Annotated in this window: 14 protein-coding genes; 6 read left to right on the top strand and 8 right to left on the bottom strand. The window is 47.0% G+C overall.

What is annotated here, in order from left to right; translation table 11 throughout:
- Window positions 1-152: 152 nt before the first annotated feature.
- Window positions 153-908 (top strand): class I SAM-dependent DNA methyltransferase, encoded by a 756-nt coding sequence (locus tag J9B83_RS11535; RefSeq protein WP_211536898.1) that lies wholly within the window; start codon window positions 153-155, stop codon window positions 906-908.
- 25 nt (window positions 909-933) lie between these two features.
- On the opposite strand, the gene J9B83_RS11530 is transcribed toward J9B83_RS11535, so the two are convergent.
- The 3 genes from J9B83_RS11530 to J9B83_RS11520 all read right to left on the bottom strand — a co-directional run bounded on the left by J9B83_RS11530 (window position 934) and on the right by J9B83_RS11520 (window position 3,344).
- Window positions 934-1,149, bottom strand: a complete 216-nt coding sequence (locus tag J9B83_RS11530; RefSeq protein ID WP_211536897.1) for a hypothetical protein — start codon at window positions 1,147-1,149, stop codon at window positions 934-936.
- A 120-nt stretch (window positions 1,150-1,269) separates the two neighbouring features.
- Window positions 1,270-2,658 carry an envelope stress sensor histidine kinase CpxA gene (cpxA, locus tag J9B83_RS11525; protein WP_211536923.1) on the bottom strand — a complete coding sequence of 463 codons (1,389 nt, stop codon included), beginning with the start codon at window positions 2,656-2,658 and terminating at the stop codon, window positions 1,270-1,272.
- Window positions 2,658-3,344 carry a response regulator gene (locus J9B83_RS11520; protein ID WP_211536896.1) on the bottom strand — a complete coding sequence of 229 codons (687 nt, stop codon included), beginning with the start codon at window positions 3,342-3,344 and terminating at the stop codon, window positions 2,658-2,660. Before J9B83_RS11520 ends, cpxA begins: the two co-directional genes overlap by 1 nt.
- A 223-nt stretch (window positions 3,345-3,567) precedes the next feature.
- Here J9B83_RS11520 and J9B83_RS11515 point away from each other — a divergent pair, with 223 nt between their 5' ends.
- On the top strand, window positions 3,568-4,062 hold the full coding sequence (locus J9B83_RS11515; protein WP_211536895.1) for a CpxP family protein: 495 nt from the start codon (window positions 3,568-3,570) through the stop codon (window positions 4,060-4,062).
- A 112-nt stretch (window positions 4,063-4,174) separates the two neighbouring features.
- Here J9B83_RS11515 and J9B83_RS11510 read toward each other — a convergent pair whose 3' ends face one another.
- From J9B83_RS11510 to apbC, 5 genes are all read right to left on the bottom strand, one after another.
- Window positions 4,175-4,453, bottom strand: coding sequence for a hypothetical protein (locus J9B83_RS11510; protein ID WP_211536894.1), 279 nt, complete (start codon window positions 4,451-4,453; stop codon window positions 4,175-4,177).
- Between the two features lie 166 nt (window positions 4,454-4,619).
- Window positions 4,620-5,618: a branched-chain amino acid aminotransferase gene (locus J9B83_RS11505; protein ID WP_211536893.1), complete on the bottom strand. Its 999-nt coding sequence runs from the start codon at window positions 5,616-5,618 to the stop codon at window positions 4,620-4,622.
- A 168-nt stretch (window positions 5,619-5,786) separates the two neighbouring features.
- Entirely contained in the window at window positions 5,787-6,662 is an 876-nt protein-coding gene (locus tag J9B83_RS11500) for a sensor domain-containing diguanylate cyclase (RefSeq protein WP_211536892.1), read from the bottom strand.
- A 224-nt stretch (window positions 6,663-6,886) separates the two neighbouring features.
- Window positions 6,887-7,471, bottom strand: coding sequence for a dCTP deaminase (gene dcd / locus J9B83_RS11495; RefSeq protein WP_211536891.1), 585 nt, complete (start codon window positions 7,469-7,471; stop codon window positions 6,887-6,889).
- A 9-nt stretch (window positions 7,472-7,480) separates the two neighbouring features.
- Window positions 7,481-8,572, bottom strand: coding sequence for an iron-sulfur cluster carrier protein ApbC (apbC, locus tag J9B83_RS11490; RefSeq protein ID WP_211536890.1), 1,092 nt, complete (start codon window positions 8,570-8,572; stop codon window positions 7,481-7,483).
- A 233-nt stretch (window positions 8,573-8,805) separates the two neighbouring features.
- On the opposite strand from apbC, the gene metG reads away from it, so the two are divergent.
- The 4 genes from metG (at window position 8,806) to rsxC (ending at window position 14,488) form a co-directional block, all read left to right on the top strand.
- Window positions 8,806-10,857 carry a methionine--tRNA ligase gene (gene metG / locus J9B83_RS11485; protein ID WP_211536889.1) on the top strand — a complete coding sequence of 684 codons (2,052 nt, stop codon included), beginning with the start codon at window positions 8,806-8,808 and terminating at the stop codon, window positions 10,855-10,857.
- Window positions 10,858-11,103: 246 nt separating this feature from the next.
- On the top strand, window positions 11,104-11,685 hold the full coding sequence (rsxA, locus tag J9B83_RS11480) for an electron transport complex subunit RsxA (protein WP_211536888.1): 582 nt from the start codon (window positions 11,104-11,106) through the stop codon (window positions 11,683-11,685).
- 8 nt (window positions 11,686-11,693) lie between these two features.
- Window positions 11,694-12,293, top strand: coding sequence for an electron transport complex subunit RsxB (gene rsxB / locus J9B83_RS11475; protein WP_211536887.1), 600 nt, complete (start codon window positions 11,694-11,696; stop codon window positions 12,291-12,293).
- Window positions 12,290-14,488 (top strand): electron transport complex subunit RsxC, encoded by a 2,199-nt coding sequence (gene rsxC, locus J9B83_RS11470; protein ID WP_211536886.1) that lies wholly within the window; start codon window positions 12,290-12,292, stop codon window positions 14,486-14,488. Before rsxB ends, rsxC begins: the two co-directional genes overlap by 4 nt.

The raw sequence follows: 14,488 nt of genomic DNA, 5'->3' as shown, positions 1-14,488 counted from the left end.
AACTCTTAGCCAAAAGGCAGAAACAAGCCCTCTCTTGTTTCTGCTTTTAATTCTGCCTTTCCCTGTGTTTTTTACTTCGCAAAACATCGTCACTGCTATATTATTCGCTCTCTTTTTTCCTCCCAAATAACAATTTCATAAGCGACCCAAGCATGTCCAACAATGCGCTCTACACCGATTTATCTGGCTATTACGATCTAATGTGTGCCGATATCAATTATCAAGCGCAAAGCAACAGCGCCCATCGCTTTCATCAGCTGTTTGGCAATGGTGGAAAACGGCATTTAGACCTGGCTTGTGGAACTGGACCACACATCGCGTTTTTACAAAAAGAAGGCTATGTGTGCAGTGGTGTAGATATCAATCAACCCATGCTCGAACTCGCCAAACTACGCTGTCCCGATGGCCAGTTTACCCTTGGCAACATGTGTGAGCTGGAAGTATCCGAACCCTTTAATTTAATCACCTGTTTTTTGTATTCGATTCACTACAGCGGCGACCTGATACAACTAAAAAACTGCATCGCTAGTGTGTACAAGGCACTATCGGACGGTGGGGTATTTTGCTTTAACGCGGTAGACAAGCAACACATCGACAATCGTTTAACTGCGACACACAGTGTGGCCTATCAACAGAGCGTGTTTACCTTTGGTTCATCGTGGCACTATTCAGGCGAGGGAGAAAAGCAAACACTGAAGTTGAGCATCGAAAAAACCGACGAGTCGTCAACGCAACGCTGGACGGACGAACATCCTATGGTGGCCATTCGTTTTGATGAACTACAAGATTTGCTAGCGCCATATTTTGACGTGACGATGTTTGAGCATGAGCACGATAAAATTGCGCCATGGCAAGGTCAGTCTGGAAACGCGATTTTTGTCTGTGTGAAAAAGGCTGGCTTAAATTAGTTCGTAAGTGAGTTCGTAGCCTGGTTTAATTCATCGCTCGGTATTTCAAGATCAGGGCAATGATTTCGTGATCGCTTACGGTAGAAGATAACGACTCATTCATAGAACGTCGTTGTGGTAAACGGATATTAAACTTACTTTTAAGCAGGCTAACCACTTGTGAATCTGAGTTTGGATCAAATGGCTGACTGGCGAAAATACTAATGCGTTGCAGTAAAAACTCTTTTGCTGTGTTAATCATGAATGTCCTTTGGTTTATTGATGGTGTTTTTCTCTTTGGCACATAATGACAAAGCAAGAGAATCTAATATGAGCTGAAACGCTCGCTTTGTCTACTATTGCTTTTGCTTAACACCCTTAATTAGGACTTGGTCAATAGCGGTAAAGAAACCTCCACCAACAACCCGCCTAATCCGCTACGCGCCGCTCGAATCGTCCCCTGATGTTGGCGAATAGCATTTTCCGCGATGGCCAAGCCCAGGCCTGCGCCTCCCGAATGCCGGTCTCGAGCGGTCGACACTCGATAGAAGGGTCGAAAAATAGAGTCTAACTCTTCATCTGGCACACCATCACCATCGTCTTCCACACGTAGTAAAAGGGTATCTGCTTGCACTTCTAGTGACACTTTTATGCAACGCTCACCATAGTGGATGGCATTGCGCACCATGTTTTCTACTGCACTGGTGAGCAATTGTGGATGACAACTGATGCGGCGATTTGGTATAGCAGAGGTCTGTAGTTCTTTACCCATATGCTCCGCCTCGAACTGACTGTCAGCTAACAAGGCATCAAACAAACTCGACAACGGTTGTTCTTCTCGCTTGATGTGGCTGTCCACTTGTACTCGAGACAATTCCAGTAATTTACCAATCATCAATTCAAGACGCTGCGCTTCGGTATCTATGCGAGTCAAATCCGAACTTTCTCCCAATTTTCGCGTTGCCAAGGCTTGAGCCATACGTAAACGCGTCAAAGGGGAACGCAGTTCATGGGATATATCCGACAATAAACGCTGCTGTCGGCAAATCATGGTGTTCACGGCTTCCACCATGTGATTAAAGCTGGTGCCAGCTTGACGAAACTCCGACGTGCCTTTTTCTAATTCTGGATCAATTTCAAAGACCCCTTTTGCCACGCGTTGAGCGGCTTTTTCCAAACGCCGTGCTGGCTGACTCAACGCCCAAGCCAACCACAGCAAAAAGGGCGTGCTGATCAGCATGACCACCAGCAACAAGCGAAACGGATGATCGAATAATTGCAGCAAAAAATTAGGTGGCGCACTCCAACGTGTTGCGAGATACAACAAATAGTCACCACCCGCGACTGTTACTGGCAAAGGCCCAGCGATCAAGATTTTACCGTACAACTTTTGTTGTGGCTGTTGCGGGTTATCGATCATGGAGACAAAATTACGTAAAGATCTGTAGCTTTGGTCATTCCGTCTATCAGCCGACATAATGGTGCCATCAAGATCCGTTAGAAATACCCGGCGCTTGTCATCGTCGGTATTTCGGTAAGAACGCTCCTCTAAACTCTTCAAGATGGCTTTTACATCGCGTTCGTCCGCAAACACCTGTTGCATACGATCTCTGATTTCCAGCATGCGATCAAAATGAGTGGGCTCAATATCCCGCGTTTTTCTCGGGTCAAAATGAGGCAACGCCAAGACAGCCAAGGTCACCAAAAACATGGTAAACCAAAATATGGCAAAAATACGCCCGTACAAACTGGTGATATGAGGCAAACGCATCACTCGCCCTCCACCAATAAATAGCCTCGACCACGTAAGGTTTTGATACGCGGTTTACCATTCGGCCAATCAGGTAATTTTTTGCGCAAGTTAGACACATGCATGTCCACGGCACGATCAAAGGCGGCCAAACGTTTACCTAATACATCCAAACTCAGCACTTCTTTGGTTAACACCTTTCCAGGGTTCAACAAAAAATAATGCAACAAAGCAAATTCCGTACTGGTTAAATCCAGTAGGTCGCCATTGCAAAAGGCTTCCAATCGACCTGGATACAGCTTGATGTCTCGATATGCCACAAAGTCATTTTGTGTGGTGCTTTTAGTCGTTTGGGTACGGCGTAAAATGGCACGAATCCGCGCTAATAACTCTCGTTCACTAAAAGGTTTAGGCAAATAATCGTCTGCGCCTAATTCTAATCCTACTACTCGGTCAATCTCGTCCCCTTTGGCCGTCAACATAAGCACGGGGACTTCCCATTTTTCTCGCAGCTGTTTCAGCGTTTCAAAGCCATTCAACTTTGGCATCATCACATCCAACAATACCAAGTCGATACTGTCGTTCATCGCCGCCAAGCCAGCCACACCATCGTACGCGGTGGACACATCGCAGCTTTCAAAAGACAACACTTCTTTGAGCAAATCGCTCAATTCAACGTCATCATCAATGATTAAAATATGGGGCATACTATTTTCCTAGCCTGTTCATGGAGCCAATAAGGTTTGGGAGTATTTTACGTTCAAATATCTTTGTCTCGGTGCTCTTTACGATACTTTACCTTGCCAATACGCCGCTTTACTTAACAGACGTTATTCTACTCACATGCACTGAGACGCGATATTTATCTCACCCTGTGTTAACCAAGACGCCCTATTTTAGGCGCTTTATTTAAGATAAAAGGAAGACATTATGAAAATGGCAAAAAAACTGATTTTAGCTTCTGTTGTTCTACCACTTGTTATCAGTGCAGGCAGTGCCTACGCCGGTGGCAAAGATCGTCATGACGAATGCCGTCCTGGTTTCGACCGTAGCATGATGAAAGAACTGAATCTAACCGATGAGCAAAAAGAACAGCTTAAAACTTTGCGCAAAGCCAACCGTGACGACATGAAAGGCCAACACAAAGACAAGCCAAAGCAAGACGAAGGCATGCGCGAAGATCGCATGAAAAATATGAACGAATTGCTATTAGCCGATTCATTCGATCCTGCTAAAGCCACAGAAATAGCGAAGAAAAATGCGCAAAAGCAAATCGAGCGCCAAGTTGAAATGATGAGCAAACAACATGAAATGTTCAGCATCTTAACGCCTGCTCAGAAAGAGCAATTGATTGAACTGCAACAAGAACGCATGGAAGAGTGCGGCGATGACATGGGCCATCACAAAGGCAAAGACCGTAAATAAGCGTCGTAACACCCAAAGCTTATAATCAGACGTAAATCCGGTTCGAAACATGAACTCACTCAAAAGGCGACGGCAGAGTCGCCTTTTTTACATCTAAAAAAAACTCACTAGGCTAATGGCGTTTCCAGATTCTGGCGACCGCTCGATCATTACCCAATAACCCGACGATTTCACACACCATACCAGTGATACCAAACAAAGCGATCGGAATGACACCCGCTAACTCTCCTGTCATCATGGTCACCGTGAAAGAAATCGAGGCGATAACAAAACACAGCAAGCCCAATACGACTAAAATAGTTCGGTGCGACGCTTTGTAATCGTAATCTCCCTCGCTCGTTTCAAAGAGGTTCAATATCGGCGAGCACAGTTTTCTTAGAGTTTCTTTCATATAACGATTTTCCATTGTCTTATCTGTGTTGTTTATTGTTTGTTGTTCATGCAGAGCGATTTTTTAGCTTACCACATTCACATCCTGTGGTTTACAGGCAATAAAAAAGGCCAACTCAACGTTGACCTTTTTGCTTTATGACTTTTTCGCAATACAGCAACTTACCTTAACAAACCTTTGTTAACCAGTTGTGCTTGTCTTCTGCCTTGCCCCACTGAATATCATTCAGTGCTTGACGCAGTTTTTGCGCCATAGGGCCAGGCTCGCCTGATCCTACTTGATATTCTTTGTCATTGTGAATGAAAGTTCCAACAGACGTTAATACCGCAGCCGTACCAGAAAGTACCGCTTCCACACCAGGCTTCGCCGCACGCTCTAGAAGTTCACTCACGGTCAAATCACGCTCGCTCACTGTCATGCCTAGATCGGCCGCTAAAGTCAAAATGGAGGAGCGCGTCACACCATGTAAGAAGCTTGAATCTAGGGCTTTAGTAATGATCTCGTTGCCATCAATCAACAGGAAATTGGCCGCGCCGGTTTCTTGTACATCGCCATTTGGGCAGAACAAGATTTGATCGGCTTGCACTTCTTGCTTGGCTTTTGCAATGGGCCCTAATGCGCTGGCATAGTTACCACCACTTTTGATCATGCCCATGTGCGGCGCACAACGCATGCCCGTTTCATCTAACAAAAGACGTAACGCTTTCGCACCACCAGTGAAGTAGTCACCTACCGGAGACAACAACACATACAACATAGAGGTAACGGAAGGCGCTGCGGCTTTGCCGACCGCCGCTTCTGTACCAAAATGCGTTGGACGAATGTACATAGATCCTGGTGGCTCTGGCACATCGCTCGCGTATTGCCCCACAATGTCCAAAATCATTTTAGACACTTGTGCTTCATTTACTTCAGGCAAAGACAACAAACGGCTGCTCTGTGCCAAACGCTTAATATTTTGGTCCATTCGAAACACATGCACACTGCCGTCTGCATGACGAAAGGCTTTTAAGCCCTCAAAGCAAGTACTGGAGTAATGTAAGACGTGAGCACCCGGATGCAACTGAATACTGTCTGAGGTGACAACACTTGCCTCACTCCATTGATTATTATCGAATGTTGCTAATGCCATTTCAGGCATAAACACGCTACCAAAAGCCGCCATTATCGTTTCCTATAGTGTTAAATGATTACCAGCAACGTCAGTCATAAAACCGACCTGATCTGAGCTTAATCCTTGATGATTCTCTCAATCTTACGATAGTAAAACGGAAATCAACTTGAAGAAAGGAAATCCTATGCACTCGTCATAGAGAGTGCGTATTTTCAATATTTATGACTGGGCTAAGACGACTTTATTGCCACCGCCATGCTTAGCCAAATACATAGCATGGTCTGCCGCGTGAATAAGAGAAAGGGGTTGATCGCCGTCATCTGGGTAACGAGCGACCCCAATGCTAGATGCCACGTTCACCGTGATGTCATTCATACTAAAATCTTTCGCCAAATGATGACGAATTTTTTCCGCTACCATGGTGACATGATCCACATCGGTGGATTCATTTAGAATAACTAAGAATTCATCGCCACCCAATCGCCCTACTGTATCGGACTTGCGCACACAACCGCATAGCCGCTTGGCGATCTTTTTCAATAAAGCATCCCCAACAGCGTGGCCGTGGCTATCGTTAATGCCCTTAAAACCATCAATATCGATAAAAAGTACAGAAAATACGGTTTGCTTGATGTCCGCCAGCGTGATGGACGACTTTAGGCGATCAAGAAGCAAGCTGCGATTTGGCAGGTCAGTTAAGTCATCGTGGCAAGCGGCGTGCATTAAAAGTGCTTCCATATTTTTACGTTCGGTAATGTCATGGGCAACCGCAATGCGCACCTGATGTTCTTCAGACCACCTTGCCGACCACAACACATTCACCACTCGACCATCTTTATGAATCCATCGATTCTCAATTCCCGGCAGAACCTTTTCTGCAATAATGGTTTCTACCACACCTAACGTCTCTTGCTTATCTTGTGGATGAACCATATCGATCATACGCTTGCCGATGACTTCATGTGGGCAGTAACCAAACATGGTTTCAAAGGCGGCGCTGACAAACACAAAGTACCCAAAACGATCGACCACACAAACGGGATCAACCATTAGTTCCATCACATCAGCAAGGTGAAGAGTGAGTTTTTTATCCATAAAACGTATCCAAATAACAAATTCTCAGACGCAAACTCTTAAGTATTTATAGCCCGCTATAAGAGGGAAAAATCGGCGGTTCATTAGAAGATATGAAGCACGATTACGGTTAAAATCTGACTATAAAGTTAGTATTAGTATGATTAATGCCACTTAGCCAGATAAAAATCAATAAAAAAGAGGCATGGGCCTCTTTTTTACGATGAGAATACAATAGCTTGTCATTAATTTTCGCCTGAAATTCGACTGCCTACGGCAGACGTTTGGCCCTTGTATTTGGCATTATCACGTTTGTTGTAAGGTCGATCTGCCGCACCAGACATGGTTTCGAAGTTAATCGCCCCAATGGTCATGCCTGGGCTTAAAGCAATGGGCAATTTACCGCCGTTGAGAAATTCCAACACGATGCCGCCACTCCAACCTGGGTCAATACGGTGTGCCGTCACATGCACCATCAGACCTAATCGCGCTAACGAAGAGCGACCATCAAGCCAACCGACCAAATAATCTGGCACAGTGACCGATTCTTTGGTGACACCCAACACAAGCTCCCCCGGATGGATAAAAAACGGCTTACCGTCATCGACCAAAATTTCTTCGCTCATCACAGATTCAATCACTTTGCTTAAATCGGCTTTTGAACTGCTCAAATCAAGATAAGGCGCTGGGTGACCTTGAAACACACGAAATGAGTTTCCTAATCGCAAATCAACAGACACACCGCTAATAACACTGTTATCAGGGCGCGGTTCAATCACAATTTCACCCTCATCAAGGGCTTTGATAATATCTCGGTCACACAAACGCATTCGATTTCCTTAGTCGTCACTCATGCCAATGGTCGGCATGGCGAACGCTTTACTGTTAAGTGGATCTTGTTGAGCCGCAAGGGTAGCACCAAGCTTGCGGGCAATCGACTGATAAATGCCAGCCACCTCACTTTCTGGGGCATTTTCCACCACAGGTTTGCCAGCATCACTTTGTTCACGAATCGATAAACTTAATGGCAATTGCCCTAACACGGTCACATCGTATTCTGCGGCTAAGCTCGCCCCACCGGCATCGCCAAAAATCGCCTCGTGGTGACCACAATTCGAACAAATATGAGTCGACATATTTTCCACTACGCCTAGCACGGGGATATTCACTTTATTAAACATCTCGATGCCTCGGCGGGCATCCAATAATGCAATATCTTGTGGCGTGGTCACGATAACCGATCCTGCCACGGGCACTTTTTGCGCCAGTGTGAGTTGGATATCGCCCGTACCCGGTGGCATGTCGATGAACAAATAATCCAAATCATCCCAATCGGTTTGCGTCAGAATTTGCATCATGGCGCCGGTCACCATGGGGCCACGCCAGGCGACAGGCGTGTCTTTGGTAGTCAAAAAAGCCATCGACATCACTTGCACGCCGTAAGCTTTTGGTGGAATAAAAAACTTGTCGTCGCGCACTTGAGGGCGAGTGCCTTCGGCAAATCCCAGCATCATGCCTTGGCTTGGGCCGTAAATATCTGCATCAAGAATGCCGACTCGCGCGCCTTCTTTGGCCATGGCCAACGCCAAATTTACGGTCGTTGTCGACTTGCCCACACCACCCTTACCGGATGCGATGGCGATGATATTCTTCACCCCTTTTAATCCATCGATGTTGCCTTGAGTCGCTTGGGCCTTAATGTCTAACTCAATGTCTAATGTGAGCGCACGATCACCGATAAGCGGCGTAATAACGTGTTCTAACCGTGCTTGCTCGGTTTGTGTTGGGTAACCAAGCGTCAAGGTGACATGAACACGGGTGTCGTCCTCAACGAGATGCCAAACCGCACCATACGGCCGTTCGGTATTTTCATCGATAAGATTTTCTAATGTCGACAGCAAAGCGGAAGATTGTTGGGCATCGGCAGACATGTTGTGCTCCTAAGCAGCGGCAAAATAAATGGGTTGTCGTAATAACCGTAGGTAACAGCAAAGGGTGGGGGCAAATTGCGGAAAAGCAAGTCTAACGCTTGCACACTATGGGTTGAGACTTATAATTACGCCTTTAACCACTATCCACTTGTTAGCCAGCGGAATGATTCGTCATTCCCCTCTAATTATTGATAGAATATCCGACCTTTTTTAATCCAGCAGGCTTATCAAAAATGGCACAATCGCAACGCAAAATTTTAGTCACCAGCGCCCTTCCTTACGCAAATGGTTCCATCCATTTAGGGCACATGCTGGAACACATCCAAACCGACATCTGGGTGCGTTTTCAAAAAATGCGCGGCCATCTTTGTACCGCTGTCTGTGCCGACGACGCACACGGCACTGCGATTATGATCAAAGCTGATCAGCAGGGCATTACCTCTGAGCAATTAATCGACGGCGTACGCCAAGAACACATGACCGATTTCAACGATTTCTTGATCGGTTACGACAACTATTATTCGACCCATTCCGAAGAAAACCGCGACTTTTCTAACAGCATTTACACTGCTTTGCGCGACAATGGCAAAATTTCTGTGCGCTCTATTGTGCAAGCCTACGATCCAGAAAAAGACATGTTCTTAGCCGATCGCTTCATCAAAGGCACCTGCCCTAAATGCAAAGCCGAAGATCAGTATGGCGACAACTGTGAAGTGTGCTCGGCCACCTACACGCCAATGGAAATGATCAACCCTCGCTCTGTTTACTCGGGCGCGACCCCCATCGAAAAAGAGTCTGAACATTACTTTTTCAAATTACCCGATTTTCAAGAGTTTCTGGCGAAATGGACTCGCAGCGGCACTTTGCAAGATCAGGTCGCCAACAAGTTAGCAGAATGGCTCGATTCTGGTTTAAAAGAGTGGGACATCAGCCGCGACGCACCTTATTTTGGTTTTGAAATCCCCGACGCGCCAGGCAAGTATTTTTATGTGTGGCTAGACGCACCAATTGGTTACATGGCGAGCTTTAAAAACTTGTGTGATCGTACTGAAGGGCTGGAGTTCGATGACTACTGGGCGAAAGACTCCGACGCCGAGCTGTACCACTTTATCGGTAAAGACATCATTAACTTCCACGCCTTATTCTGGCCTGCGATGCTGGATTGTGCAGGCTACCGCACACCAACCAAGGTGAACGCTCACGGTTATGTGACAGTTAACGGCACCAAGATGTCTAAATCGCGCGGTACTTTTATAAAAGCCCGTACCTACTTGAATCATTTAGACCCACAATACTTGCGCTACTACTTTGCCGCTAAATTGAACGCCAGCGTGGACGACATCGACTTAAACCTGCAAGACTTCATCCAGCGCGTCAACTCCGACGTCGTCGGCAAAGTGGTCAACATTGCCAGCCGCACTGCCAGCTTTATTGGTAAGAAGTTCGATGGCCAATTGGCCAGCACCGTCAGTGAAGCCGAGATGATCCAATCCTTCATCGACGCGGGCGACATGATTGCCGATCACTTTGAAAACCGCGAATACGGCAAAGCCGTCCGTGAAATCATGCGCCTTGCCGATGTTGCTAACGAATACATCGCTGTACAAACCCCTTGGGTATTGGCGAAAGACGAAGCCACTCTGCCAAAAGTACAAGAGGTTTGTACCGTCGCACTGAATCTGTTTAGCATTCTCGCGACCTACTTGAAACCCGTAATGCCGCACATGGTCGAAGACGCGGAAGCCTTTTTAGACAAAGAGCTAACGTGGGACAACCGCAATGACTTGTTGTTTGGTCGCACTGTCAATAAATTCAAACCCTTGATGGGACGCATCGAACAAGCACAAATCGATGCCATGATCGAAGAAGGTAAAAAAGAAGCCGAGGCGGAAGCCGCGGCGAAAGAAGCAGCACAGCCCAAAGCCTTCGAAACGGAATTGAGTAAAGAGCCGCTTGAAGCCGAAATCACTTTTGACGATTTTGCTAAAGTCGATTTGCGCATTGCACTTATTACAAAAGCCGAGCACGTTGAAAAAGCCAATAAGCTGCTTAAACTTACTTTAGACATTGGCGGCGAAACGCGCACCGTCTTCTCTGGCATTAAGTCTGCGTACAAACCCGAAGACCTTGAAGGCAAATACACTGTCATGGTGGCCAACTTAGCGCCACGTAAAATGAAGTTTGGTTTGTCAGAGGGCATGGTGCTAGCAGCAGGTCCAGGTGGGGAAGACATCTACCTACTTGAACCTCATGCGGGCGCCAAACCAGGCCAGCGCGTCATGTAACTTTGATCTGATTCAGGTCATTCTGCGTAAACAAGATGCCCACTCAAATAGTGGGCATCTACATGAAAAAGTTCTGATAAACTCATTTTATATAAGCATAACTTATTATATATATTCCAAATAAGACTAAACATCGAGCCGGTTTAGTCTTGTTAGTTATAACAAGATGGGTATAGTGACGCTCAAAGATGCTTTTACTCAAAAGCATTTAAAATCAACGAATCTACAGCATATTTTGGACTTGAGATGACTGAATATCTCCTGATATTGGTCAGCACGATTTTGGTTAACAACTTTGTGTTGGTGCAGTTTTTGGGGCTTTGCCCCTTCATGGGCGTGTCTGGGAAACTGGAAACATCAATCGGTATGGCGATGGCGACCACCTTCGTGCTTACCTTGTCGAGCCTGTGCAGCTATCTTACGTACACCTATGTGCTGCAGCCTTTTGGTCTTGAGTATCTGCAAACTATTTCTTTTATTTTGGTTATTGCCGTGGTGGTGCAGTTTACTGAAATGGTGGTTCACAAAACCAGCCCGCTGCTTTATCGCGTCTTGGGTATTTTCTTACCATTGATCACCACGAACTGCGCGGTATTAGGTGTGGCGCTGCAAAACATCAGTAAACAAAATGGCTTTGTCGAATCCATTCTGTATGGATTTGGCGCTGCGGTCGGTTTCTCCTTTGTGTTGATTCTATTTTCCGCCATGCGCGAACGCATCAACGTTGCTGACGTGCCCACGGTGTTTAAAGGATCGGCCATTGGCATGATCACTGCGGGCCTAATGGCACTGGCCTTTATGGGCTTTACCGCCCTTGTGCAGATTTAGGAGCTGAGATGTTAACCGTTCTTTTGGCCATTGGTGTGCTGGTGATTTTGTCGCTGATTTTTGGCGGCATTTTGGGCTACGCCAATGTGCGCTTCCACGTGGAAGGCGACCCTATTGTCGATCAGATCGACGCCCTATTACCACAAACTCAATGCGGTCAATGTGGTCATCCGGGCTGTAAGCCCTATGCACAAGCCATTGCTGATGGCGAAGCGATCAACCATTGCCCGCCCGGCGGACAGGCGACTATACAGGCCCTTGCGGATCTACTCGACGTGGAAGCCATCCCGTTAGACGGCGATCACGGCACAGAAACCGCCAAACGCGTAGCGGTCATCCGAGAAGATGAATGCATTGGTTGCACCAAGTGTATTCAAGCCTGTCCTGTCGACGCAATTTTGGGCGCAGCGAAACAAATGCACACCGTCATTGCAGACGAATGCACCGGCTGTGACTTGTGTGTTGAACCCTGCCCTGTGGATTGCATTGACATGATAGACGTAGGCGTCACCACCAAAACCTGGTCATGGGACAAACCTCAAGGTATTTCAGCAACATCGCTCAATATTATCGCCACCGATCGCCAAACGGAGGGTACTCACTCATGAACACAGCTCAAGTATTTTCGTTTCACGGTGGCATTCACCCAGAAGAAAACAAAACCCAATCTTTGCAATTGCCTTTGGGTCGACCAAGCTTGCCTTCTGAGTTAATACTGCCCCTTGGTCAGCACATCGGCCAAAGCTCTCGCCCCGTGGTCAATCAGGGCGATAAAGTACTAAAAGGGGACGTAATAGCCACCAGTAATGGCTTTTTGAGCAGTTATTTACACGCTCCAACGTCTGGCGCCATCACCGCTATTGAAGAGCGCCCCATCGCGCACCCTTCTGGCTTAAGTGACCTTTGCATTGTGTTGCACCCCGATGGAGAAGATCGCTGGACCGAGCTCAAGCCCTTAAACAACTGGCAGAGCATCGACAAAGCTGAAATATTGGCTTACTTGTCTAACATGGGCATCGTTGGCATGGGCGGCGCCGGTTTTCCAACGCAAGTAAAATTGCAAGGCGCTCAAAAAAGCACCCTTTCGCACTTTATTATCAACGCCGCTGAATGTGAGCCCTACATCACGGCTGACGATACCCTAATGCGTGAAAAGACCCATGAACTGATTTCAGGCATTGAGGTTTTTCAACACCTTATCCAAGCCGACAAGGTCATTATCGGCATTGAAGACAACAAACCGACAGCTATAACAGCGATTAATGCGGTAATTGCCGAACGAAACAGCAACATTCAAGTGGCTGTTGTACCGACAAAATACCCTTCCGGTGGCGAGAAGCAGTTAATTCAACTGCTCACGGGTCAAGAAGTGCCTAGCGGCAAACACCCCGCCGACATGGGTATTTTGTGTCAAAACGTCGGCACCTGTGTTGCCGTACACGATGCTATTTATCTCGGCAAGCCGCTGATTTCCCGTATCACCACCTTAACCGGTGAAGCGCTGACCTCGCCGCAAAATGTTGAAGTCTTACTGGGCACGCCGATCGAGCATTTACTGGCATACGCCGACGTCCAACACAGCCGCTTAAATCGATTGATTCTTGGTGGCCCCATGATGGGCTACACGCTTGATTCCGCCGCCGTTCCGATCGTAAAGACCACTAACTGCATATTGGCCGCCAGCAAAAAAGAATTTCCTGCACCGGCTCCGGAACAAGCCTGTATTCGCTGCGGAATGTGTGAACAGGCGTGTCCCGCCAGCTTATTACCACAACAACTCTTGTGGTTTAGCAAAAGCCAAGAACACGAAAAAGCCGAACATTACAACTTGTTTGACTGCATTGAATGCGGCGCTTGTTCTTATGTTTGCCCTAGCAGTATTCCCTTGGTGCAATATTATCGACACACAAAAAGCAGCATCCGCGACGCTCGCGAAGCTAACGTAAAATCAGATCTAGCAAAACAACGCTTTGAAGCGCGTAAAGCACGCCAAGAAGCGGAGGCAGCCGAAAAAGAAGCCAAACGACTGGCTCGACAAAAAGCCACAACAGCCAAATCCGCTGAACCGAAAAAAGCCGCTCCTGTCGCGGACTCCATAGCACCGACAAGCAAAACAGCCGCGCCTGCTTCGCCCGCCGTAGACGATACGAAGAAACTCAAAGTAGATGTGGCGATCGGTAAATCAAAACTGAAAAAGCTGCAAAAGCAACTTCTAGACGCTCAAGAGAATGAGCATTTAGAAGACATTTCAGCGTTGCAACTTCAAGTGACAGATCAAGAAAACCTCGTCGCCGAGTTGGAAAAGCAATTAGCGGCTGTGCTCGAAAGTGCACCTTCCGTGGCCAAAGTGCCCGTGGACGATGCGGCTAAAAAAGCTAAAATCGATGCCGCCATCGCCAAGGCGGCCGTGAAAAAAGTCGAAAAGGCGCTTAAAAAAGCCGAAGAAATGCAAGCACCCGAAGTGGACGCTATTCGACAGCAACTAAAAGATGCACAGCAACGAGCCGACGAATTAGAACAAGCCTTAAGTAGCTCAGGTTCCGTTACACCCAAAGCGACAAGCCCAGCTACACCCGCTAGTGCTGCCGAACTAGACTTAGCCGGCCAAGTCAAAAAAGAGAAAATTGCCGTGGCTCTGGCCAATGCTCAAATCAATAAATTAACGAAGCGCTTAGCCAATGCCCCAGAAGAAGCCGAGGCAATTCAAGCGGAAATAGACGCGGCTAAACAGCGACTGCAGACGGCGCAAGCTTTGTTAAACACTCTAGTTCAATCGCAAAACTCCACCCAAGAGAATCGCTAA

Origin of the sequence: Marinomonas vulgaris, assembly GCF_018145875.1 — a bacterium.
GTDB classification, from domain to species: domain Bacteria; phylum Pseudomonadota; class Gammaproteobacteria; order Pseudomonadales; family Marinomonadaceae; genus Marinomonas; species Marinomonas vulgaris.
The sequence above is the reverse complement of the archived record's forward strand: the minus strand, read 5'-3'. Positions and strand labels throughout refer to the sequence as shown.